Origin of the sequence: Mycobacterium celatum, assembly GCF_002101595.1 — a bacterium.
Taxonomy (GTDB): Bacteria; Actinomycetota; Actinomycetes; order Mycobacteriales; family Mycobacteriaceae; genus Mycobacterium; species Mycobacterium celatum.
This window is the reverse complement of sequence record NZ_LQOM01000046.1, coordinates 101,892-122,802: the sequence shown is the minus strand read 5'-3', so window position 1 is coordinate 122,802 and position 20,911 is coordinate 101,892. Positions and strand designations below refer to the sequence as shown.

Genomic DNA, 20,911 nt, shown 5'->3' with positions numbered 1-20,911 from the left:
TTTGATTGATCCAGGCGATGTGTTTGCCAGCCGCGGTTTAATTGTTTGATGGAGCTGATAACGCCCACCGACTCGATATTCCTGATCGGCGAAAGCCGCGAGCATCCGATGCATGTCGGGGGTCTGCAATTGTTCGAGCCGCCCGAGGGTGCCGGACCGGAGTTTCCCCGGGAGACCTACGAATCGCTGGTGGCGCAGCGAGATTTCCAGCCCACATTTCGCAAGCGTCCCGCCAGGCTGCTGGGCGGCATCGCCAACCTCGGCTGGGCCTACGACGACGAGGACGACATCGACATCGACTACCACCTGCGGCGCTCCGCGCTGCCCCCGCCAGGACGGGTCCGCGACCTGCTCGAGATGAGCTCCCTGCTGCACGGCAGCCTGCTGGACCGCCACCGCCCACTGTGGGAAGGGCATTTTGTCGAGGGCCTCAACGACGGGCGCTTCGCTCTCTACACCAAGTTCCACCACGCCCTCATCGACGGCGTCTCAGCGGTGAAGTTGATGCAGCGCGCGCTGTCCACCGACCCCGACGACACCGAGGTCCGGGCAATCTGGAATCTGCCCCGCAGGCATCGGCCCGGCGGCGGTTCCCGCCTGCAAATGCTGACACGGGCTACCAAAGGCATTGCCGCCCTTGGCCCTTCGACTTTGTCGCTGGCCCGAGCCGCGCTGCTCGAACAGCAACTGACGCTGCCGTTCGCCGCGCCGCGCACCATGCTCAACGTCCGCATCGGCGGCGCACGCCGGGTGGCAGCGCAGTCGTATTCGCTGGAGCGCATCAAGAGCGTCAAGCGGGCTGCCGGCGTGACCGTCAATGACGCGGTGCTGGCGATGTGCGCCGGCGCGCTGCGCTACTACCTGACCGACCAGCACGCGCTGCCGGACACGCCGTTGGTCGCAATGGTTCCGGTGAGCCTGCGCAAAGAGGACGAGGCCGACAGCGGCGGCAACATGGTCGGCACCATCTTGTGTAATCTGGCCACCGACGTCGACGATCCGGCGGCCCGGCTGCGGACGATCAGCGAGTCGATGCGCCGCAACAAGAGGGTGTTCTCCGAACTGCCCCGACTGCAGGCGCTGGCGTTGTCGGCATTCATGATGGCGCCGTTGGCACTCTCGGTGGTTCCTGGCTTCGTCTCGACGGCCCCGCCGCCGTTCAACATCGTGATCTCCAACGTGCCCGGACCGACGCAGCCGATGTACTGGCGGGGCGCTCGGCTCGACGGTAACTATCCGCTGTCGATCCCGCTCGACGGGCAGGCATTGAACATCACCCTGGTCAACAACGTCGGCAACCTCGACTTCGGTCTGGTCGGATGCCGGCGCAGCGTTCCGCATCTGCAGCGGCTGCTCGGGCATCTGGAGACCTCGCTCAAAGATTTGGAACGCGCGGTCGGGGTGTAATCCGTATGCCCAAGCTGAGTGCGGGGCTGCTGCTGTATCGGGTGCGCGAGGGGGTCGTCGAGGTGTTGATCGCGCATCCGGGCGGACCGTTCTGGGCCCGCAAGGACGACGGCGCGTGGTCGATCCCGAAAGGGGAGTACAGCGACGGCGAAGTTCCGTGGGTTGTCGCGCAGCGCGAATTCGAAGAAGAACTCGGTCTGCCCGTGCCGGCCGGGCCGCGCATCGACTTCGATCCGCTCAAACAGCCCAGCGGCAAGGTCATCACCGCGTTCGCGGTGGAAGGCGATCTCGACATCACCGACGCGCACAGCAACACCTTCGAACTGGAATGGCCCAAAGGCTCCGGAACCATCAAGGAATTCCCTGAGATTGATCGGGTCGGCTGGTTCCCGGTGGCGCAGGCCAGGGTCAAGCTGCTCAAAGGCCAACGCCCGTTCCTGGACCAGCTGATGTCGGCCCTAGCCGACTGAACTAGCGGTATGTTCACCCTCATGCAAACATTGCGAACACCCGACGATCGGTTCGCGGAGCTTCCCGAATTCCCTTATGCCCCTAGGTACTGCGATATCTCCGACGACGAGGGTGGCACGCTGCGGATGGCCTGGGTGCAAGACGGCCCTGACGACGCCGACCCGGTACTCATGCTGCACGGCGAGCCCTCGTGGTCCTTCCTGTACCGCAAGATGATCCCGGTACTGGCCGGCGCGGGGCATCGGGTCGTCTGCCCGGACCTGGTCGGTTTCGGCCGCTCCGACAAGCCGACCCGACGCGAAGACCACACCTACGCACGTCACGTCGAGTGGGTGCGCAGCCTGGTTTTCGACGAGCTGGATCTGCAGCGGGTGACGCTGGTCGGCCAGGACTGGGGCGGGCTGATCGGGCTGCGGCTGGCCGCCGAACATCCGGACCGGTTCAGCCGGATCGTCGTCGCCAACACCGGCCTGCCGACCGGCGACACTCCGATGCCCGACATCTGGTGGCAGTTCCGCAATGCAATCCAGGGCCTGCCGACGCTGGACATCGGACGATTCGTGGCGGCGGGGTGTCGCCGCCCGATGAGCGACGCGGTGCGGGCGGCGTACGACGCGCCGTTCCCCGACGATTCGTATTGTGCAGGACCGCGGGCCATGCCGGGCCTGGTCCCGACGTCGCCAGATGACCCCGCCGCACCGGCCAACCGGGCGGCGTGGGCCAAGCTGTGCGAAAGCCCGACCCCGATGCTGGTGGCCTTCAGCGACGGCGACCCGATCACCGGCGCGATGGCCCCGATCTTCCAGCGCCAGATGCGCGGCGCCCAGGGCATCGACCATCCGGTGGTGAACGACGCCGGGCACTTCCTCCAGGAGGACGCCGGCGAAGAGCTGGCCGGCTACATCGTCGAGTTCCTGCGCTGCTAACCCGCGCCGAATGGCCAGTTATCACACACTTTTCGCGCTTTTGCGTGTCATAAGTGGCCGCTCGACGATCTAGATTAATTGCGCTCCCAGGGCGGGTTTTCGCCCATCTTCTTGTAGTACTTGGCCAGATGGCTCTTGACCCGATCGATGTCGCTCTTGGGCAGGTCGATACCGCCGCGTGCGCCGTCCATGATCGCGCCGGCGATCATCACCCCGCGCGGCACCGCCTTGAGCTTGCCGTCGATCACGTCGGCGATCAGCAGCTTGTACGCGGTGAAGTTGTCCTTGTTGGCGCTGTCGTACCAAACATGGGCGTCGCGGTATTTCTTGTTCGGTTTGTCCTGCGCGTCGGCCCACTTACGGACGCGCTTCTCGGCGGCGTCGCCGTCCCATTTGCGGTCACGGTCGGCCAACGGCAGGTCATGAAACGCTGTCACAGACATATGCGTCGCGTGCCCGATCGCGGTGCAGGATAAACACGTGGTTGCCGAAGCGGTAGCGGCGCGGGGGGACTCGGCCTGATCGGCGGCGGCTACGGCAACGAGGATTGGCCGGCCCGCCAGTTCGACCTTGCCGCGGGGTTCCGCGTCGGCTGCGGATTCATCACCTGGTCGTTGGCGCAACCGCTTGCGGCTTGGTCAACGCCGCCGTATCGGCCGCGGACGTGGTTACCGGCATGGCCCAGCAGGCCACGATGGCGCTGACACGGGGTTCAGAATCGACCTAGGCCCGGCACGATGTCGCCCAGCCTGAACGTCAGCGGACGCTCGAGTTGGGCATAGGTGCACGAACGCGGGTCGCGGTCGGGACGCCAACGCTTGAATTGTGCTGTGTGGCGGAATCTTTCGCCTTCCATGTAGTCGTAGCGCACCTCGACCACGCGTTCGGGTCTCAGCGGTACGAACGAGAGGTCCTTACCCGCGTTCCAGCGGGAAAACTCGTTCTTGCGTGGCGTGCGTTGGCCCGCTTCGTGGGCGGCCCAGTTCCACGGGTGGCCGTCGAATGTGGTGACGAGCGGCTGCAACTCGGTGAACAAGCGCCGTCGTTCGGCCATCGTGAAGGCGCCGATGACGCCGACGGACGCAAGGGTGCCGTCGTCCTTGTAGAGGCCGAGCAGCAGCGAGCCGATCGCGTCGCCGCCGGACTTGTGTACGCGATAGCCGGCGACCACGCAGTCGGCGGTCCGCTCGTGTTTGATCTTGAACATCACCCGTTTGTCCGGCTGGTAGGTGATGCTCAGCGGTTTGGCGATGAGCCCGTCGAGGCCTGCACCTTCGAATTCGTCGAACCAGCGCCGGGCGGTTTCCAGGTCGGTGGTCGCGGGTGTCAGGTGGATCGACGGGCCGGAGTCGGCCAACGCGTCGACGAGTGCGGCGCGACGCTCGTGGAATGGCCGGCCGGTGTAGTCGTCGTCGCCGAGAGCGAGCACGTCGAAGGCGATGAACGACGCCGGTGTCTTCTCGGCGAGCATGCGCACCCGCGAATCGGCGGGATGGATGCGCTGTTGCAGCGCCTCGAAATCCAATCCATGGTCGGTGGCGACGATGATCTCCCCGTCGATCACACACCGCTCGGGCAGCTCGGCTTTGATTGCCGCGACGAGCTCGGGGAAGTAGCGGGTCATCGGCCGTTCGTTGCGGCTGCCGAGCTCGACGTCGTCGCCGTCGCGGAAGCATATCGACCTGAACCCGTCCCACTTGGGCTCGTAGGACGCGTCGGGCGGGATCGACGCGACCGGTTTGGCCAGCATCGGCGAAACCGGCGGCATGACAGGCAGGTCCATGGACTCATTGTGCTGGAATCAGGTATGGCAACGCCCGCAGAAGAACTTGACGTCGACGGGGTGACGGTCCGGTTGACCAACCCGGACAAGGTGTACTACCCGAAGCTGGGCTCAGCCGGCACCAAACGCAAACTCGTCGAGTATTACCTGGCGGTGGGGCGTGGGCCGATGCTGTCCGCACTGCGCGACCGCCCCACTCATCTGCAGCGGTTTCCCGACGGCATCGACGGCGAGGAGATCTACCAGAAGCGCATCCCGCAGCACCACCCCGACTACCTGCAGACCTGCCGCGTCACGTTTCCGTCCGGACGGACCGCCGACGCGCTCAAGGTGACGCATCCGTCGTCGATCGTGTGGGCCGCTCAGATGGGCACGATCACACTGCACCCCTGGCAGGTGCGCTGCCCGGACACCGAGCACCCCGATGAGTTGCGTATCGACCTGGATCCGCAACCGGGCACCGGTTTTCAGGAGGCCAGCGCCGTCGCGGTCGACGTACTCAAGCCGCTGCTCGACGAACTGGGTCTGGTGGGCTACCCGAAAACCTCGGGCGGACGTGGCGTGCATGTGTTCCTGCGGATCGCGACGGACTGGGACTTCATCGCCGTGCGCCGGGCCGGGATCGCGCTGGCGCGCGAGGTGGAGCGGCGCGCACCCGATGCGGTGACGACGTCGTGGTGGAAAGAGGAACGCGGCCAACGGGTGTTCATCGACTTCAACCAGAACGCGCGCGACCGCACCTTCGCCTCGGCGTACTCGGCGCGCAAGACGCCGATCGCGACGGTGTCCACGCCGCTGACGTGGGATGAGCTCGCCGGCGCGGATCCCGACGACTACACGATCGCGACGGTGCCGGATTTCGTTGCGGGACGCGATGATCCGTGGGCGGACATCGATTCGGCGAAGCAGTCGATCGCGCCGCTGCTGGACATGGTCGCTGCCGACGAGGAGCGCGGGCTCGGCGACCTGCCCTACCCGCCGAACTATCCGAAGATGCCGGGCGAGCCGAAAAGGGTTCAGCCGAGTAAGGACACGGATCGAAAGTCTTAGCTTGTCGGAGGCTCGACGCATACTTCCGGGAGGCGTCATCAAATGATGACGGCCGTGGAGGGAGTAGTGGTATGGCCACGGACAAGCCGTGGTGGGCAGGCGACTCCAAGCTGACCGAGATCCGCCGCCGTACCCTTGCCGGAGTTCGAGCGGGAGCTTGACCGACGGGACCCATTGCCGCCGACTGCGCCTGATGCCGTGGTCGCGACATTCTCAGCGGTGCCGGCGTGCGTGAGCTAGCCGATGCCCGCGACGATCTGCAACGTGCGCGCGCCCGCTACGAGCAAGCAGTCCTGGCCGGCCGCGCCGCCGGACTGTCCTGGAGCGAGATCGGCAAGGTCCTCGGGGTGCCCAAGCAACTGCTGCACGGCCGGTTCCGCTGGTTACGGCTCGTCTAACACCCGCAGCGGATGCAGGCCGTCGACCGCGCCGATGAACGGCGGGTGGATGCTGTAGCCGAGCATGCGGCGAATGTCGTCGGAGACCGTTCGGGCGATCTCGCGCGGGACCGAGAGCAGGTAGGCCTCCATCGGCCGCAGCCACGGCTGGCAGTACTGGGCGGTGATCGCAAGGCGGTCGCGGCTGCTGGTGTTGGCGCCGCCGCCGTGCCACAGGGTGCCGACGAAGAACACGCACGAGCCGGCCGGCATCACGACCGGCAGCAGCGGGTCGTCGGGGCCGGGCCGGCGCTTGCCCCAGCGGTGGCTGCCGGGGACCAGCACGGTGGCGCCGTTGTCGGCGGTGAAGTCGTCGATGGCCCAGATCGTCGCGGCAGCCAACGGTGCCCGTGGCCGCGGAACGGGATAGAAGCCGTCGTCGTGGTGGAGCAGCTGGGCGGACTCACCATGCTGAATATTGATGGCCTGCAACGCCGAAAGCAGGTAGTTGGGCATCAGTAACCGGTCGAGAACCGCCAACACCCGTGGATGGTCGACAAGCCGGTCGCAGACCCGCGTCCTGCTGAGCAGGCTGTAGATGCGCTGGGTGCGCCGGCCCTCGAACGAGTTGCGCCCGGCATGCCCCAGCCAGGGGCGGACAACCTCGCGGATCGTTTCGCATTCCTCGGCGCTGAGCAGGTTTTCCCACACGACGTAGCCGTCGCGGTCCAGGGTCGCCCAGTCGGCGTCGACGACGGCGGGGTCGACCGAGCTCCCGCCGGTGGGTGTCCACTTGTACCGCTGAGCCAGATCGCCCCGAAGGTCCTCTAGCGTGGTGGCGGACTGGTCGTCGTTGGTCATAGTCGCTCCGCAGCAAATACCGCGGCCTGATCGATCAGGTCCGACCCCACGTAGGATACGTGCGCGATCGGGTTGTTGCCCTCGGAGCAGATGGAATCGTCGGGAACGCAGAAGTCCATCGTCTTCGGCTGATAGGCAGGGCTGATCACCGGCAGCGGACCGCCCCACGAGTTGCTCGCGTATGTGCTGGCCGGGCGGCCGAAAAGGACAACCGCAGCCACATGGTCGGCCTCCGGCGGCGGCAGCTTCCCGGTGGCCGAACTGGCGACTCCGGCGCCCTGCGAATATCCGCCGAGCACCGTCTTCGTGTTCGGGCAGGCGGCCACCGTCTCGCGAACGTGAGCGCTTGCATCGTCGGCACCCTCTGCGGCGCTCTCGGCGTAGTTCGGGGTCGCCGGATAGTTGACCGGATACACCGCGACTGACCGCTCGGGAAGGTGCGAACTCAGCGAGTCGACGAACGCCTGCCCGACCCCGCCGGGCCCGGGTGGTTCGCCAGTGCCGCGGGCGAACACGACCTCGACGTCGGGGCACGGCGGGTCGGCAGAAGCGGAGGGAATGGCGATGCCGGCGGCCCATCCCGTCAGCGCCACCACGGACCCGAGGATGCGCGTGACTCTCATTGCTAAATGCTCACATATCGCCGGTGGTCGCCACGGCGGATGGGGGTGCGAGATGCTTGGCATGCCGACCGGGATAACCAATCGTAAGAACGACTAACCATGGCCGTGACAAGAGCGTTATAGTAGCCGCATGCGTCTTTCTCGCCTGAGCCCTGGTGTCCGCGCCGGTGTCGCAGCCCTCGCCCTGGGCGCCGCGGCAACAGCGTTCGCCGGCACCGCCCGCGCCGACTCCACCGAGGACTACCCGATCCCGCGGCGGATGATCAACACCACCTGCACCGCCGAGCAAATCCTTGCGGCGGCAAGGGATTACGCTCCCGTGTACTACGAGCGGTACATGAACGACTACCACAACCACGAGAATTTCCACCAGGCCGTGCAAGACAAGGCGCACTGGTTTTTCTCGCTCTCACCCGCGGAGCGCAGGGAATACTCGGAGCACCTCTACGAACCCGGTGTTCGCGACCCGATGACGATCAACTGGGTCAACAACTTCAAGATCTTCTTCAACAACAAGGGCGTCGTCGCCAAGGAAACCGACCACTGCGCGGAGTACCCGCCCGGTGACATGTCGGTGTGGGACTGGTAAGCCAGCCCTACTCTGCTTGGGCGATGAGCCCCAGACACGTCGCGGTGAGCAGCCGGGTCAGCGAAGACGCGAAGTCTATGTTCCAGTCGGGCGGGACGTCTGCTTCCTCGGTGTAGGCCTCCCTGAGCCCCTCTGGAGGATGGGCGATCTGCCACAGCGGGGCCGCCAGTGAGTAAGCGGCAAGCAGGACGTCAAGGGCACCTGAGCGCCCCAACGTCGGCAGTGCCTGCTCTATGGCATCCGCGAGCGACGTTATCGCGGCGGTACTGACTCGCCTGACCTCGATCACCCGGTCGAGATCCACTTCATGCTCGAGATGAAGGTGCAGGTTGGCAAGCAGATCGCAAAACAGCGGGTCGGACGCCAGCCCATTGGCCAAGGTCTCGGCGACTCGTGAAGGCGACATCGGACCCGGCTGGCGCAGCCCGTCACACACGGTGTCCGACCACCGAACCCAGCCTTCGGCGGCGAGGTGCAGCAGCACTTCCTTGTGCGACGTGAAGTAGCGGCGCACCGCTGAATAGTGGATCCCGGCGCGGCTGGCGATTTCGGTCAACGTCACCGACGCGACCCCGACCTCCAGTGCCAGCGAGCGAGCCGCCTCCACAAGCGCCGCCGCGCGCTGGCGTTTCTTCTCTTCGGTCCGGGCGCGCTGAAAAGTAAGTTGCGCCACGGCCAGAGGGTAACGCACACCGTGTGATTTGCGGGCGAAGTGCGCAAATGGCAGCTTCGACCCGACGGCACGCTTAAGCGCGCCGTTCAGTCAGCGCGCATCGGTGGTCAGCAACTCGCGAACCACGGGTCGCGGGGGGTACGGCCGCAGGAGGGCACTGGCCGGCCGGGGACGCACCTTCTGCGGCCACCAGAACCAACGTCCCAGCAGCGCGGCGATCGCCGGCGTCATGAACGACCGGACGATCAACGTGTCGAACAGCAGACCCAACCCGATCGTCGTCCCGACCTGCCCGATAACACGCAAGTCGCTGACCACCATGGCCATCATGGTGAACGCGAACACCAGACCCGCCGAGGTGACGACGGAGCCACTGCCGCCCATCGACCGGATGATGCCGGTTTTCAGCCCGGCATGGATTTCCTCCTTGAACCGAGCCACCAACAGCAGGTTGTAGTCCGAACCGACGGCCAGCAGGATGATGACCGACATCGCCAGCACCATCCAGTGCACGTCGAGCCCGACGATGTGTTGCCAGATCAGCACGGACAGCCCGAAGGCGCTGCCCAGCGACAGCAGCACCGTGCCGACAATGACAGCAGCACCGATGATGCTTCGCGTGATCACCAGCATGACGATGAAAATCAGGCACAGCGAGGCTATTCCGGCGATGAGCAGGTCCCACATGGAGCCGGTGGACATGTCCTTGTAGATGGCTGCGGTCCCACCCAGGTAGACCTTGGACCCCTCCAATGGGGTGCCCTTAATCGCTTCGTGCACAGCGTGTTTGATCGGATCGACGTGCGAAATGCCTTCGGGCGACGCGGGATCGCCTTCGTGGGAGATGATCATCCGGACCGCATGGCCATCGGGCGAGAGGAACATCTTCAGGCCGCGCTTGAAATCGGGGTTGTCGAAGGCCTCCGGGGGCAGGTAGAACGAGTCGTCGTTTTTGGCGTCATCGAACGCGTGACCCATTGCCGACTGGTTGTCCATCGCCGCCTGCATCTGATGCTGCAGCCCGCCCATGGTTTGCTGCATGGTCAGCATCATGGTCTTCATGGTCTGCATAGTGGCGATCATCGGCGGCATGATCGTCAGCATCTGCGGCATCAAGGTATCCAGCCGGTCCATGTCGGGCATCAGATTCTGGATGTCGTCGGTCATGATGTCGACGCCGTCGAGTGCGTCGAAAACCGACCGCAGTGACCAGCAGATGGGGATGTCGAAGCAGTGCTTCTCCCAGTAGAAGTAGCTGCGGATCGGCCGCCACATGTCTTCGAAATCCGCCATGTTTTGCCGCAGATCCTGGATGTGGCCCTCCATCTCGTGCATCTTGCCGACCATGCTGTGCGTGGTGTCGGCCATCTGCCTGGTGATGTCGAGCATCTTTTCCATGTTGTTGATGGTCTTCTGCATTTCGTCGGCCTGCACCAGCATGTCGTCCATGCGGTCCAGCATGTATTTCATGTTCAGTTGCTGGGTGGTGCCCTGCATGCTGATCTGGAACGGGATGGTCGAGTGATTGATCGGAGTGCCCTGCGGCCGGGTGATCGCCTGCACACGCCCGATGCCGGACGTCCGGAAGACCGCCTTGGCCACCTTGTCGATCACCAGGAAATCGGCCGGATTACGCATATCGTGGTCGGTTTCGATGAGCAGCAATTCCGGGTTCATCCGCGCCTGGGAAAAGTGCCGGTCCGCGGCGGCATATCCCACGTTGGCCGGAATGTCGGACGGCATGTAATTGCGGTTGTCGTAGCCGGGTCGGTAACTGGGCAGAGTGATCAGGCCCACCAGCGCAATCGCCACCGTGGCGGCCAGGACGGGCCCCGGCCAGCGCACGACCGCCGCGCCGATCTTTCGCCAGCCGCGGATCCGCATCGCGCGTCGCGGCTCGAGGAGACCGAAGTGACTTGCCACCGCCACGACGCCGGCTCCCAGCGTCAGCGCGGCGAACACCACGACGAGCATGCCGATCGCCAGCGGGACACCGAGGGTCTGGAAGTACGGCAACCGGGTGAAGCGCAGGCAGAATGTTGCGCCGGCGATCGTCAGGCCCGAACCGAGGATCACGTGGCCTGTCCCGCGGTACATCGTGTAGAACGCCGACTCGCGATCCTCGCCGTTGGTGCGGGCCTCCTGATATCGGCCGAACAAGAAGATCGCATAGTCCGTCGCGGCGGCGATGGCCAGCATCACCAGCAGGTTAACCGCGAACGTCGAGAGCCCAATGATGTTGTGGTAGCCGAGGAATGCGACCACACCGCGGGCGGCGGCGAGCTCCAAAAAGACCATCGTCATCACCAGCAGCACCGTGATGACCGACCGGTAGACGAACAGCAGCATGACGATGATCACCAGGAAGGTGAGCCCGGTGATGAGCTTGAGGCTGCGGTCGCCGGCGAGGTGTTGATCGGCCAGAAGCGGGGCCGCTCCGGTTGCGTAGACGTGGATGCCGGGCGGAGGCGGGTTGTGCTTGAGGATGTCCTGGACCGCCTCGACCGACTCGTTGGCCAGACTCTCGCCCTGGTTACCCGCGAGATACACCTGGACGTAGGCGGCTTTGCCGTCGGGGCTTTGCGATCCGGCCGCGGTCAGCGGGTCGCTCCAGAAGTCCTGGACGTTCTCGACGTGCTTGGTGTCCGCCCGGAACTTCTTGATCAGGTCGTTGTAGTAGTTGTGCGCCGCGTCGCCGAGCGGTTGGTCGCCCTCCAGCACGATCATGGCCGAGCTGTCGGACTTGAATTCGTGGAACACCTGACCGACGCGCTTCATCGCGATCATCGACGGCGCGTCTTTCGGGCTCATCGACACCGTGCGCATCTGGCCGACCACATCCAGTTGCGGGACAACGACATTCAAGATGACCGTGACCGCCACCCAGGCGAGGATGATCGGTACCGCCAGTCGGCGAATCCAGCGCGGCAGCCGCTCGCGGACCGCCTCGACGGGCACCGGCATGACGTCGGTGGGTGCGTCGCTCGGGGGGTAGGTGCTCATCCGGATTTCACCAAGCAGAAGGTCTGGGCGTTCACGCCGTTGGAGATCCTTTCGTCTTTGACGACGCCGTCGACGCTGATGCGGCAGCCGATCGTGTCGCCGTCGCCCTGAGCCACGATGTTGGGGCTCACCGCGGGGTCGGTGGTCGACAACTTCAGCGACCACGGCAACGACGCACCATCGACGCGCTGCGGTGTGGCGTTGAGGTCCAGGTAGTTGATGTCGGCCATTGCGCCGTTCTGGCCCCAGATCTCGTAGATCACCACTTTGGGGTTGAACGGCTTGGTGTCTTCGTACTTGACGGAATTGCCGCCCGCATTGCCCGCGCCGAAGTACCCGTGCACCCGATACACCGCGAACACGCCGACGGCGACAACCGCTATGACAACCAGCGGCATCCAGGTGCGTTTGAGAAGCGCATACATCGATAACCTCGTTACCCTCGGGTGCGCAACGGTTCGGACAGTGTCATGCCTGCTTCCATCCTTAGCGGGGGCGAAGAAGCTCAACTAATTAGCTTGTGTGTAACCTTAGCTACTCTAATCGGAAGTTGCGATACACGGAAACCGGGTAGGGAGGCGATTCGATGCGCTGGTGGAGCAGTCGAATTGGTGGCGCCGATGGGAAACGCGGCGAGCGGATGAGCGGTAGCATCCAGCCCATGAATGTAGCGAGGCTTGCCCCGGTCGCCGCCATTGCCGTTGCGGTCGGCCTGGCCGCGCCGGCACATGCCGACCCCGACACGGACTTCAATTACCAGATCAACAGCTACGGCATTTACGGTCCGCACGATTACAACCCGTACATCGCCAAGATCGCCTGCCGGCGGCTCGGCGACGGCGTCGACCCTGACGCTGCCGCATCGGCCCGATTCCTGTCCCACAACCTGCCGCGGGGCACCACTCAGGTGCAGACGTACCAATTCCTCGGCTCCGCCATCAGCTTCTACTGCCCCGACCTCGCACCCAAGCTGCAGAACATTCCGGGAACCTAGGTCCAACGCTGTTGGGCACTCGCTCAGCATATGGAAGGGCTGGCGAGTCCGATAGCCCTACTTATCTTCGACGGCGATCCCGCCGCGCGAGCGCCTGCGCCGGCGCGACGACTTACCGCTCGGTCGGCGGTTGCGCAGCCCACCCCGGGGTTCCTCGGCCGCGACGGTGTCGTCGGCGGCCGGTAACTCGTCGGCGGCAGACTCTGGTTCCTCGGCCGTCGACTCGGGCTCGCCGGCTTCTACCGTGGTCTCGCCCGACTCTTCTTCGGACTCCTCGACCTTCTCGGCCTCGTCGGCCTCCGCCTCGTCCGTCTCCGCTTCTTCCTTGCGCTTGCGGCGCAGACGCCGTTTCGGCTTCTTGGGTTTGATCGGTTTCGGTGGTGGCGGCGGCAATTCGGCGACGAACGAGAGGTAGAACGCCGCGATGCCCAGCACCGCGATCGCGGCGGCGGCGCCGTAGATTCCGAACAACCATTGCCCGACGTTGTCGAGGCTCAACCAGATCTCACTGATCGCGGTGCCGACGATCAGCACACCGGCCAGCACGTGCGCCACGATCGACCCTGTGCGCAGGTTCAACGCCAGCTGCGGAGTTCCGTACTCGGGCTTGCGGGTCCGCAACAGCGTGAACACCACGGGCAACGCGGCCAGGGCGATCACCACGCCGGTGACGATGCGTAGCGAGGTGCCCAGCGCGTGCGAGGTGTCGCCCATCAACTCCCACCAGCGCGGCAACACGAAGACGAAATAGAGGACAGCGGCAGCAATCGAGAACGACGCGTGCCAGAGCGTGGCGGCCGTGCGGCCCATACCCCTCCTCAAGCTGTGGTCCGGGGCGACCAGACTGCGACCGTCGTGCCTGGCCGCGCCGCGGACCGAGTGCGGAGGATGCGGGATTTGAACCCGCGAGGGCTATTAACCCAACCCGCGTTCCAGGCGAGCGCCATAGGCCACTAGGCGAATCCTCCGTCGGTCATGGTAGCCCGGTGACGATGCGGGTCGTCGACGACCCGAGGAGGCGGTGGGCAATCAACACCGCCGAGGCAGCTTCTCGCAACCCGGGTACTAGACTCGCCGTGGACCCCGCGCGGCGTTTATCCTGTGAACTCCCCCAGGGCCGGAAGGCAGCAAGGGTCAACGGGCTCTAGCGGGTGCGCGGGGTCCCCCCACATTCCACGGCGTTGACGTGAAAGGCGCATGGTGTCGTTTCATTCACTCGGCCGTGAGGAACTCGCGGCCCAGCACGCGCGCCACCAGCAGGAGTACGCCGAACTGCAGGCGATGAAGCTGAGCCTCGACCTCACCCGCGGCAAGCCGGCGCCCGAGCAGCTCGACCTGTCGAACGCGTTGCTTTCCCTGCCCGGCGACAACTACCGCGACGAGGAAGGCACCGACACCCGCAACTACGGCGGCCTGCACGGTCTGCCGGAACTGCGGGCCATCTTCGGCGAGTTGCTTGGCATTCCGGTGCCCAACCTGATTGCGGGCAACAACGCCAGCCTCGAGTTCATGCACGACGTGATCGTCTTCTCGATGCTGCACGGCGGTGTGGACTCCCCGCGGCCATGGATTCGGGAGCCGAAGGTCAAGTTTCTGTGCCCCGTCCCCGGCTACGACCGGCACTTCGCGATCACCGAGACCATGGGCATCGAGATGATCCCGATTCCCATGCGCGACGACGGACCCGACGTCGACCTGATCGAGGAACTGGTCGCCGTCGACCCGGCGATCAAGGGAATGTGGACGGTGCCGGTGTTCGCCAACCCCACGGGGGTCACTTACTCCTGGGAGACCGTTCGACGGCTAGTCCAAATGCGCACGGCCGCAAGCGATTTCAGGTTATTCTGGGACAACGCCTACGCCGTGCACACTCTGACGCTGGACTTTGTCCGCCAAATCGACGTGCTGGGGCTGGCGGCGGCGGCCGGCAACCCCAACCGGCCGTACGTCTTCGCGTCGACGTCGAAGATCACCTTCGCCGGCGCCGGGGTCAGCTTCTTCGGCGGATCGCTGGGCAACATCGCCTGGTATCTGCAGTACGCCGGCAAGAAGTCGATCGGCCCGGACAAGGTCAACCAGCTGCGGCACCTGCGCTTCTTCGGCGACGCCGACGGGGTGCGCCTGCAGATGCTGCGCCACCAGCAGATCCTGGCGCCGAAATTCGCGCTCGTGGCCGAGATTCTGGAAAAGCGGCTGGGGGATTCCAAGATCGCGTCGTGGACAGAGCCCAAGGGTGGCTACTTCGTCAGCCTCGACGTGCTGCCCGGCACGGCCCGGCGCACCGTCGCGCTGGCCAAAGACGCGGGTATCGCGGTGACCGAGGCGGGCGCGTCGTTCCCGTATCGAAAAGACCCGGACGACAAGAACATCCGGATCGCGCCGACATTCCCGTCGATACCTGACCTGCGCAATGCGATCGACGGGCTGGCGACCTGCGCGCTGTTCGCCGCCACCGAGTCTCTGCTGAGCCGCGCCGACGTCGGACCGCGTCGGTAGCCTCCTGACCGTGGCCCTCTACCGCAAGTACCGACCGGCAACCTTTGCCGAGGTGGTGGGGCAGGAGCACGTCACCGAGCCGCTGTCCACCGCGCTGGCGGCGGGCCGGATCAACCACGCGTATCTGTTCTCCGGCCCGCGGGGATGCGGCAAGACGTCGTCGGCGCGGATCCTGGCCCGGTCGCTGAACTGCGAGCAGGGGCCGACGGCCACGCCGTGCGGGGTCTGCGACTCCTGCGTGGCGCTGGCGCCCAACGGGCCCGGCAGCATCGACGTCGTCGAGCTCGACGCCGCCAGCCACGGCGGCGTGGACGACACCCGCGAACTGCGGGACCGGGCGTTCTATGCGCCGGCCCAGTCGCGCTACCGGGTGTTCATCGTCGACGAGGCCCACATGGTCACCACGGCAGGGTTCAACGCGCTGCTGAAGATCGTCGAGGAGCCGCCCGAGCACCTGATCTTCGTGTTCGCCACCACCGAGCCGGAGAAGGTGTTGCCGACCATCCGGTCGCGCACCCATCACTATCCGTTCCGGCTGTTGCCGCCGCGCACCATGCGTTCACTGCTCGAGCGCATCTGCGAGCAGGAAGGTGTCGTCGCCGACGAGGCGGTGTACCCGTTGGTGATTCGTGCCGGCGGCGGCTCACCGCGTGACACGCTCTCGGTGCTCGACCAGCTGCTGGCCGGCGCGGACGGCAACCGGGTGAACTACCAGCGGGCGCTGGGATTGCTCGGCGCCACCGACGTCGCGCTGATCGACGACGCCGTCGACGCGCTGGCCGCCGGTGATGCGGCGGCGATGTTCGGGGCGGTGGAATCGGTGATCGACGCCGGGCACGATCCCCGGCGATTCGCCACCGACCTGCTGGAGCGGTTCCGTGATCTGCTTGTGCTGCAAGCGGTTCCGGACGCCGCCGCACGTGGGGTGGTGGATGCGCCGGAAGACGTGCTGGACCGGATGCGCGATCAAGCGGTGCGCCTCGGCGCGGCGACGCTGACCCGTTACGCCGAGGTGGTGCAGGCCGGGCTGGGGGAGATGCGCGGTGCGACGGCGCCGCGGCTGCTGCTGGAAGTCATCTGCGCGCGGCTGCTGCTGCCGTCGGCCAGCGACACCGAATCGGCGCTGCTACAGCGGGTCGAGCGGATCGAGACCCGGCTGGACATGTCAATTCCCGCCGCGCCCGCCAGGCCGACTCCCCGACCGAAACCCACTGAGCCGCAGCGTGATCCAACACCCGAGCCCGTCGCTGCTCCTCCGGCACCGCCATCGGCGCCGCCGCCCGGCGCAGGCGAACCGAGTGCGGCCGCCGTGCGAACCCTGTGGCCGACGGTGCGTGACAAGGTCCGTCAGCGCAGCCGCACCACCGAGGTGATGCTGGCCGGGGCGACGGTACGCGCGGTCGAGGGCAACACGTTGGTACTGACGCACGAGTCGGCGCCGCTGGCCAAGCGGCTGTGCGAACAACGCAACGCCGACGTCATCGCCGAGGCGCTCAAAGACGCGCTGGGCGTCGACTGGCGAGTGCGCTGCGAGCCGGGTGCGCCGACGCTCAGCGATCCGCCGGCCGCGGCACCCAGTGAAGAAGACAGCATGCTTGCCGAAGCAGGCCAGGACGATGTGTCGGTGCCGCGGCGCGACCCCGAAGAGGCCGCGCTGGAACTGCTGCAGAACGAGTTGGGCGCCCGCCGAATAGAAAACGGGTAGCGCTACGGCCTCCACCAGGGCCGCAGCGGCAAGTCGTCGTCGCCGCGCGCGTCGACGTTGCTGGCCAGCACATGGTGCAGCTGAATCTTGTTGTGCTCGAAGCCAACTCGCGAGGCGGCCATGTACAGTCCCCAGATCTTGGCGGTCGCCAGCCCCACCTCGTCGACGGCTTCGTCCCAGTGCGCCACCAGGTTTGCACACCAGTCGCGCAGCGTCATCGCATAATGGTGCCGGAAGTTCTCCTCGTGCAGCACCTCGAAGCCGACGTCCTGGATTTCGATGATGATGCGGCCCGAGCCCGTCAGCTCCCCGTCCGGGAACACGTAGCGGTCGGTGAAACCGCCGCCGCTGTACTTCGACCTGTTGTCGTGGCGGGTGATGCAGTGGTTGAGCAGCAGTCCGCCGGTGCGCAGCTTGGACTTGAGGAAGCCGAAGTATGCGGGGTAGTTCTTCACTCCGATGTGCTCGGTCAGCCCGATCGACGAGACCGCGTCGAAGCCCGTCTCGCGGACGTCGCGGTAGTCGGAGTGGCGCACCTCGGCCAAGTCGGAAAGGCCCTCTTCCTCGATCTTGTTTTGCGCCCACTTCGCCTGCTCGGCGGACAGCGTGGCGCCGATGGCGCGGACACCGTGGCGGGCGGCATAGCGAACCATGCCGCCCCAGCCGCAGCCGACGTCGAGCAACCGGTCACCCGGCTGTAGCCGCAGCTTGTCGAACACCAGCCGGTACTTGTTCTCCTGCGCTTCCTCCAGCGTGGCCTCGGCGTCGGGATAGACCGCGCAGGTGTAGGTCATCGACGGGCCGAGCACCCACTCATAGAAGGTGTTGGAGACGTCGTAATGGTGGTGGATGGCCTCGGCGTCGCGGGTCTTGCTGTGCCGCAAGCCTTCTGCGAGCCGACGCCAGCGCGGCAACGCCTCCTGCGGCGGCGGCGGGATCGGCACCAGACGCTCGAACCCGATCGAGCGGACGATGTTGGCCAGCACCAGCGGTGAAGGTCGTTTGAAGTCGAGTTTGTCGGCCAGCACTTTCAGCAGCGGGTACGGGTCGCCCGGGTGGACGCCCCGTACGTCCAGATCGCCCGAGATGTAGGCGCGGGCCAACCCGAGTTCACCGGGCGCGGTGGCCAGGTAGGTGGTGCCGCGCGGCGTCAACAGATCCAGGCCCAGCACGGCGTCGTCGGGACCGGCGCTGCTGCCGTCGTAGGCAGTGAACTTCAGCGGCTGGTGGCCGCCTTCGGTGAAAATCGCCAAGATCTCGGCCAGGCTCAACTTGCCGTTGGTCGAAGTGTGTGCCCTGGTCTCTTTGATCGTCGTCATCGCCGTTGCACCGCCTTTGCGTAGAGGTCGAGAAGACGCGAATCCGGGTCGTAGGTTTTCTTTACCGTTTTGTAGGCCTCGCCGCCGTAGAGTTCGTCGAACTCCTCGCGGGTGTAATAGGAATCCGAGTACAGCGACTTGTGGCCCTCGAGTTCGCTCACCGTGGTCTCGATCAGCCGGTTCGTCGCGCCCTCGGTGGCACCGACCGGCACCGAAGACCAGAAGCCCACATTGACGTAGGTGCGGCCCGGCCGGATCGGATACAGGGGCCAGCCGTCCTGGTCGCGCAGCCGAAGCGGGCACACCCAGACCGGCGAGATGGGCACGTTATCGAGGAACCACGCCAGGAATTGTTCGGTCCGTTCGATCGGCACCTCGATGTCTTGCACCACCCGTTCCCGCGGCGGTCGGCCGTTACGCTTCTCGATCCGATCTGCGATGTTGAACCGCTGATCCAGCGCCACCAGCTTCCAGTAGACGCTGCTGCGTCGGTAGCGCCGCGGCCAGAAGCGACGGATGCGTGGATTTTGCGCGCCGAATGAGCGGGAGCACCAGAACCAGTCGGTGTCCCAGCGCCAGAAGTAGTCGTGGATGGTCAACCGGTCTTCTTTGACGCCGCTGTCGTGCTGGATCGAGCGGTAATAAATGTCCTGGCCGGTGTAGTCGCTGACCGGTCCGGGCGTGCTGGTCCGCACCCCGACGCACAGGTAGCTCTCGTCGGCGTCGAACACCACCCCGTCGAGGTAGTCGACCGGCGCGCCGTCGAAACCACCGGTTTCGATGATGCGGTCCATGGCCACGACCATGTCGCTGAGCGTGTGAAAGCGGATGTGCCGCAACGCCACGAAGGGTTTGACGGGCTCCAGCTCGATCCGCAGCCGCGTCGCATAGCCAAGCGTGCCATAGGAATTGGGGAACGCTCGATACAAGTCGGGGTGCTGGCCGGGCGATGCGGTGAGCAATTCGCCAGCACCGGTGAGGATGTCCATCTCCAGCACCGACTCGTGGGGCAAGCCGTTACGGAACGACGCCGACTCGATACCCAGGCCGGTCACCGCGCCACCGAGCGTAATGGTCTTCAGCTGCGGCACCACCAGCGGCGACAGGCTGTACGGCAGCGTTGCGGCGACCAGGTCTTCGTAGGTGCACATGCCGGCCACGTCGGCGGTGCGGGTTTCCGGGTCAACCGAAATGACATTGGTCAGACCCGACGTATCCAACCCGGGCGCAGTGCGTTTGGCCCGCGCCCGAAACAAATTCGAGGTGGGCTTGGCAAGGCGGACGGACGCCGTCGCGGGAATGGAGCGATAGCTCCCCAACAACCGCTCGACGCCCGCCCGGTGGACCTCCAGTGCGGCTTCGGGGACAGGCACCACATATACCCTAGTCCCCGACAGCGGCGGTCGCAGCGTGCGGCGCGCGGTGTCAGTACATCCACAGCAAAGGAGTCTTGCCTGATGGGACAGGTCAGCGCGGCCAGTACGGTCTTGATCAACGCGCAGCCCGAAGCCGTGTTGAAGGCGGTGGCCGACTACAGCGAAGTCCGCCCGAAGATCCTGTCCTCGCACTACAGCGACTACCAGGTGGTGCAGGGCGGTCAGGGGCAGGGCACGGTCGCCAAATGGAAGCTGCAGGCCACGAAATCCCGTGTCCGGGACGTGCAGGCCAGCGTCGACGTCGCCGGCCACGCCGTCATCGAGAAGGACGCCAACTCGTCGATGGTCACCAACTGGACGGTGGCCCCGGCGGGATCGGGGTCGAGCGTCACCGTCAAGACCACCTGGACCGGCGCGGGCGGGGTGAAGGGCTTCTTCGAGAAGACGTTCGCGCCGCTGGGGCTCAAGAAGATTCAGTCCGAGGTACTGGCCAACCTGAAGAAGGAGCTCGAGGCTTAGCTGGCCCGGCCCTGGCTGCCCAGGAAACCCGCGATGCCCTTGACGACGGCGTCGGCGTACTTCTGCCGGCCGGCCTCGGTCTCCATCAGCGCCGAGTCGGCGGGATTCTTCATGTTGCCGCATTCGACGAGGACGGCCGGATACTGCGCGAGGTTCAGCCCGGCCAGGTCGGAGCGCCCGTAGAGGCCGTTCTGGCCGATGTAGGTCGCTGGCGGGATGCCCGAGGCCTGCAGCTGGTCGCGCATGATTCGGGCAAACTGCACCGACGGCCCGGCCTGAACCTGGTTGAGCGGCGGGGCTGAGTAGTTGACGTGGAAGCCCCGGCCCGTCGGAGGACCGCCGTCGGCGTGGATGCTGACAATGGCGTTGGGGTGCAATGAGTTGGCCATCTCGGCGCGCTGGTCCACGCAGGGGCCCAGCGTGTTGTCGTTGCCGCGGGACAGCGCCGTGCGGGCGCCCAGTGCGTTGAGCGCGGCCCGGATCCGCAGCGTGGTGTCCCAGGTGAAGGTGTGTTCCGGATAGCCGCTGTTCGTCGAGGTCCCGCTGGCCTGACAGTCCTTGGTGCCGCCGCGGCCGGTTGGCACCTGGCGGCCGATCGAGGCGTCGTTGGCGCCGTTGTGGCCGGGGTCGAGGAAGACGATCATGCCGGCGATGCTGGTGGGGGCCGCTGTGGCGGGCGACGGTCCGGCAGCGAATGCAACGACCGCCATCGCGATCCCGACACGCAGGCAAACTGGTA

21 protein-coding genes, 1 tRNA gene, 1 other RNA gene and 1 pseudogene are annotated in these 20,911 nt (G+C 65.8%); 12 read left to right on the top strand and 12 right to left on the bottom strand.

The annotated features are described in order from the left end of the window. Positions 1-48 precede the first annotated feature (48 nt). The 3 genes from AWB95_RS19830 to AWB95_RS19820 are packed head-to-tail and all read left to right on the top strand — an operon-like array spanning position 49 to position 2,804. Positions 49-1,407 (top strand): WS/DGAT/MGAT family O-acyltransferase, encoded by a 1,359-nt coding sequence (locus AWB95_RS19830; RefSeq protein ID WP_062538245.1) that lies wholly within the window; start codon positions 49-51, stop codon positions 1,405-1,407. Positions 1,408-1,412: 5 nt separating this feature from the next. Next, positions 1,413-1,877, top strand: a complete 465-nt coding sequence (locus tag AWB95_RS19825) for an NUDIX hydrolase (RefSeq protein ID WP_085168549.1) — start codon at positions 1,413-1,415, stop codon at positions 1,875-1,877. Between the two features lie 21 nt (positions 1,878-1,898). Then, positions 1,899-2,804 carry a haloalkane dehalogenase gene (locus tag AWB95_RS19820; protein WP_062538244.1) on the top strand — a complete coding sequence of 302 codons (906 nt, stop codon included), beginning with the start codon at positions 1,899-1,901 and terminating at the stop codon, positions 2,802-2,804. Between the two features lie 74 nt (positions 2,805-2,878). Here the strand turns inward: AWB95_RS19820 and AWB95_RS19815 are convergent, their stop codons facing one another. Further along, positions 2,879-3,247 (bottom strand): hypothetical protein, encoded by a 369-nt coding sequence (locus AWB95_RS19815; RefSeq protein ID WP_062538243.1) that lies wholly within the window; start codon positions 3,245-3,247, stop codon positions 2,879-2,881. Positions 3,248-3,301: 54 nt separating this feature from the next. On the opposite strand from AWB95_RS19815, the pseudogene AWB95_RS23105 reads away from it, so the two are divergent. After that, positions 3,302-3,427: pseudogene (locus AWB95_RS23105) on the top strand (nitronate monooxygenase); the annotation flags it as partial. 89 nt (positions 3,428-3,516) lie between these two features. Here the strand turns inward: AWB95_RS23105 and AWB95_RS19810 are convergent. Next, the gene (locus tag AWB95_RS19810) at positions 3,517-4,587 is read right to left on the bottom strand and encodes an ATP-dependent DNA ligase (protein ID WP_062538242.1); all 1,071 of its coding nucleotides are present in this window, start codon (positions 4,585-4,587) and stop codon (positions 3,517-3,519) included. A 24-nt stretch (positions 4,588-4,611) separates the two neighbouring features. Between AWB95_RS19810 and ligD the strand changes: the two genes are divergently transcribed. Both ligD and AWB95_RS19800 read left to right on the top strand, forming a co-directional pair. Further along, entirely contained in the window at positions 4,612-5,637 is a 1,026-nt protein-coding gene (ligD, locus tag AWB95_RS19805) for a non-homologous end-joining DNA ligase (RefSeq protein ID WP_062538241.1), read from the top strand. 227 nt (positions 5,638-5,864) lie between these two features. Further along, positions 5,865-6,035 (top strand): hypothetical protein, encoded by a 171-nt coding sequence (locus AWB95_RS19800; RefSeq protein ID WP_232315443.1) that lies wholly within the window; start codon positions 5,865-5,867, stop codon positions 6,033-6,035. Here AWB95_RS19800 and AWB95_RS19795 read toward each other — a convergent pair. Both AWB95_RS19795 and AWB95_RS19790 read right to left on the bottom strand, forming a co-directional pair. Then, a complete protein-coding gene (locus AWB95_RS19795; protein ID WP_062538240.1) occupies positions 6,021-6,875 on the bottom strand; it encodes a phytanoyl-CoA dioxygenase family protein in 855 nt (284 codons plus the stop codon). The two genes, AWB95_RS19800 and AWB95_RS19795, sit on opposite strands and share 15 nt — an antisense overlap. Further along, positions 6,872-7,498 (bottom strand): cutinase family protein, encoded by a 627-nt coding sequence (locus tag AWB95_RS19790; RefSeq protein ID WP_084706884.1) that lies wholly within the window; start codon positions 7,496-7,498, stop codon positions 6,872-6,874. Before AWB95_RS19790 ends, AWB95_RS19795 begins: the two co-directional genes overlap by 4 nt. Before the next feature lie 130 nt (positions 7,499-7,628). Between AWB95_RS19790 and AWB95_RS19785 the strand changes: the two genes are divergently transcribed. Then, a complete protein-coding gene (locus AWB95_RS19785) occupies positions 7,629-8,087 on the top strand; it encodes a DUF5078 domain-containing protein (protein WP_062538239.1) in 459 nt (152 codons plus the stop codon). Positions 8,088-8,094: 7 nt separating this feature from the next. On the opposite strand, the gene AWB95_RS19780 is transcribed toward AWB95_RS19785, so the two are convergent. From AWB95_RS19780 to AWB95_RS19770, 3 genes are all read right to left on the bottom strand, one after another. Beyond that, a complete protein-coding gene (locus AWB95_RS19780; protein WP_099539646.1) occupies positions 8,095-8,778 on the bottom strand; it encodes a TetR/AcrR family transcriptional regulator in 684 nt (227 codons plus the stop codon). A 72-nt stretch (positions 8,779-8,850) separates the two neighbouring features. Beyond that, the gene (locus tag AWB95_RS19775; RefSeq protein WP_062538237.1) at positions 8,851-11,763 is read right to left on the bottom strand and encodes an MMPL/RND family transporter; all 2,913 of its coding nucleotides are present in this window, start codon (positions 11,761-11,763) and stop codon (positions 8,851-8,853) included. Beyond that, entirely contained in the window at positions 11,760-12,188 is a 429-nt protein-coding gene (locus tag AWB95_RS19770) for an MmpS family transport accessory protein (RefSeq protein WP_062538236.1), read from the bottom strand. The genes AWB95_RS19775 and AWB95_RS19770 overlap by 4 nt, the downstream gene beginning before the upstream one ends. A 236-nt stretch (positions 12,189-12,424) precedes the next feature. Between AWB95_RS19770 and AWB95_RS19765 the strand changes: the two genes are divergently transcribed. Next, the gene (locus tag AWB95_RS19765) at positions 12,425-12,757 is read left to right on the top strand and encodes a DUF732 domain-containing protein (RefSeq protein WP_062538247.1); all 333 of its coding nucleotides are present in this window, start codon (positions 12,425-12,427) and stop codon (positions 12,755-12,757) included. A gap of 57 nt (positions 12,758-12,814) precedes the next feature. On the opposite strand, the gene lucA is transcribed toward AWB95_RS19765, so the two are convergent. Then, complete coding sequence (gene lucA, locus AWB95_RS19760; RefSeq protein WP_062538235.1) at positions 12,815-13,567, bottom strand: lipid uptake coordinator LucA; 753 nt, start codon at positions 13,565-13,567, stop codon at positions 12,815-12,817. A gap of 72 nt (positions 13,568-13,639) precedes the next feature. Then, positions 13,640-13,725: transfer RNA gene (locus AWB95_RS19755), tRNA-Ser, on the bottom strand. Positions 13,726-13,832: 107 nt separating this feature from the next. Here AWB95_RS19755 and ffs point away from each other — a divergent pair. From ffs to AWB95_RS19740, 3 genes are all read left to right on the top strand, one after another. Then, an RNA gene (gene ffs / locus AWB95_RS19750) (signal recognition particle sRNA small type) lies at positions 13,833-13,927 on the top strand. 30 nt (positions 13,928-13,957) lie between these two features. Further along, on the top strand, positions 13,958-15,253 hold the full coding sequence (locus AWB95_RS19745; protein ID WP_099539651.1) for an aspartate aminotransferase type Ic: 1,296 nt from the start codon (positions 13,958-13,960) through the stop codon (positions 15,251-15,253). Between the two features lie 10 nt (positions 15,254-15,263). Next, on the top strand, positions 15,264-16,958 hold the full coding sequence (locus AWB95_RS19740) for a DNA polymerase III subunits gamma/tau (protein ID WP_062538233.1): 1,695 nt from the start codon (positions 15,264-15,266) through the stop codon (positions 16,956-16,958). Positions 16,959-16,960: 2 nt separating this feature from the next. Here AWB95_RS19740 and AWB95_RS19735 read toward each other — a convergent pair whose 3' ends face one another. Further along, on the bottom strand, positions 16,961-18,277 hold the full coding sequence (locus tag AWB95_RS19735; RefSeq protein ID WP_062538232.1) for a class I SAM-dependent methyltransferase: 1,317 nt from the start codon (positions 18,275-18,277) through the stop codon (positions 16,961-16,963). After that, positions 18,274-19,653: an FAD-binding oxidoreductase gene (locus AWB95_RS19730; RefSeq protein ID WP_062538231.1), complete on the bottom strand. Its 1,380-nt coding sequence runs from the start codon at positions 19,651-19,653 to the stop codon at positions 18,274-18,276. Before AWB95_RS19730 ends, AWB95_RS19735 begins: the two co-directional genes overlap by 4 nt. A gap of 81 nt (positions 19,654-19,734) precedes the next feature. On the opposite strand from AWB95_RS19730, the gene AWB95_RS19725 reads away from it, so the two are divergent. Then, on the top strand, positions 19,735-20,172 hold the full coding sequence (locus tag AWB95_RS19725) for an SRPBCC family protein (protein WP_062538230.1): 438 nt from the start codon (positions 19,735-19,737) through the stop codon (positions 20,170-20,172). Here AWB95_RS19725 and AWB95_RS19720 read toward each other — a convergent pair. Further along, positions 20,169-20,882 (bottom strand): Rv3717 family N-acetylmuramoyl-L-alanine amidase, encoded by a 714-nt coding sequence (locus AWB95_RS19720; RefSeq protein ID WP_062538229.1) that lies wholly within the window; start codon positions 20,880-20,882, stop codon positions 20,169-20,171. The two genes, AWB95_RS19725 and AWB95_RS19720, sit on opposite strands and share 4 nt — an antisense overlap. Between the last annotated feature and the right edge of the window lie 29 nt (positions 20,883-20,911).

What these genes read in the sequence shown, in the direction of transcription:
- AWB95_RS19830 (WP_062538245.1), top strand. Translation starts at nt 49, where the DNA reads ATGGAGCTGATAACGCCCACCGACTCGATATTCCTGATCGGCGAAAGC.
- AWB95_RS19825 (WP_085168549.1), top strand. Translation starts at nt 1,413, where the DNA reads ATGCCCAAGCTGAGTGCGGGGCTGCTGCTGTATCGGGTGCGCGAGGGG.
- AWB95_RS19820 (WP_062538244.1), top strand. Translation starts at nt 1,899, where the DNA reads ATGCAAACATTGCGAACACCCGACGATCGGTTCGCGGAGCTTCCCGAA.
- AWB95_RS19815 (WP_062538243.1), bottom strand. Translation starts at nt 3,247, where the DNA reads ATGTCTGTGACAGCGTTTCATGACCTGCCGTTGGCCGACCGTGACCGC.
- AWB95_RS19810 (WP_062538242.1), bottom strand. Translation starts at nt 4,587, where the DNA reads ATGGACCTGCCTGTCATGCCGCCGGTTTCGCCGATGCTGGCCAAACCG.
- ligD (WP_062538241.1), top strand. Translation starts at nt 4,612, where the DNA reads ATGGCAACGCCCGCAGAAGAACTTGACGTCGACGGGGTGACGGTCCGG.
- AWB95_RS19795 (WP_062538240.1), bottom strand. Translation starts at nt 6,875, where the DNA reads ATGACCAACGACGACCAGTCCGCCACCACGCTAGAGGACCTTCGGGGC.
- AWB95_RS19790 (WP_084706884.1), bottom strand. Translation starts at nt 7,498, where the DNA reads ATGAGAGTCACGCGCATCCTCGGGTCCGTGGTGGCGCTGACGGGATGG.
- AWB95_RS19785 (WP_062538239.1), top strand. Translation starts at nt 7,629, where the DNA reads ATGCGTCTTTCTCGCCTGAGCCCTGGTGTCCGCGCCGGTGTCGCAGCC.
- AWB95_RS19775 (WP_062538237.1), bottom strand. Translation starts at nt 11,763, where the DNA reads ATGAGCACCTACCCCCCGAGCGACGCACCCACCGACGTCATGCCGGTG.
- AWB95_RS19770 (WP_062538236.1), bottom strand. Translation starts at nt 12,188, where the DNA reads ATGTATGCGCTTCTCAAACGCACCTGGATGCCGCTGGTTGTCATAGCG.
- AWB95_RS19765 (WP_062538247.1), top strand. Translation starts at nt 12,425, where the DNA reads ATGAATGTAGCGAGGCTTGCCCCGGTCGCCGCCATTGCCGTTGCGGTC.
- lucA (WP_062538235.1), bottom strand. Translation starts at nt 13,567, where the DNA reads ATGGGCCGCACGGCCGCCACGCTCTGGCACGCGTCGTTCTCGATTGCT.
- AWB95_RS19735 (WP_062538232.1), bottom strand. Translation starts at nt 18,277, where the DNA reads ATGACGACGATCAAAGAGACCAGGGCACACACTTCGACCAACGGCAAG.
- AWB95_RS19725 (WP_062538230.1), top strand. Translation starts at nt 19,735, where the DNA reads ATGGGACAGGTCAGCGCGGCCAGTACGGTCTTGATCAACGCGCAGCCC.
- AWB95_RS19720 (WP_062538229.1), bottom strand. Translation starts at nt 20,882, where the DNA reads ATGGCGGTCGTTGCATTCGCTGCCGGACCGTCGCCCGCCACAGCGGCC.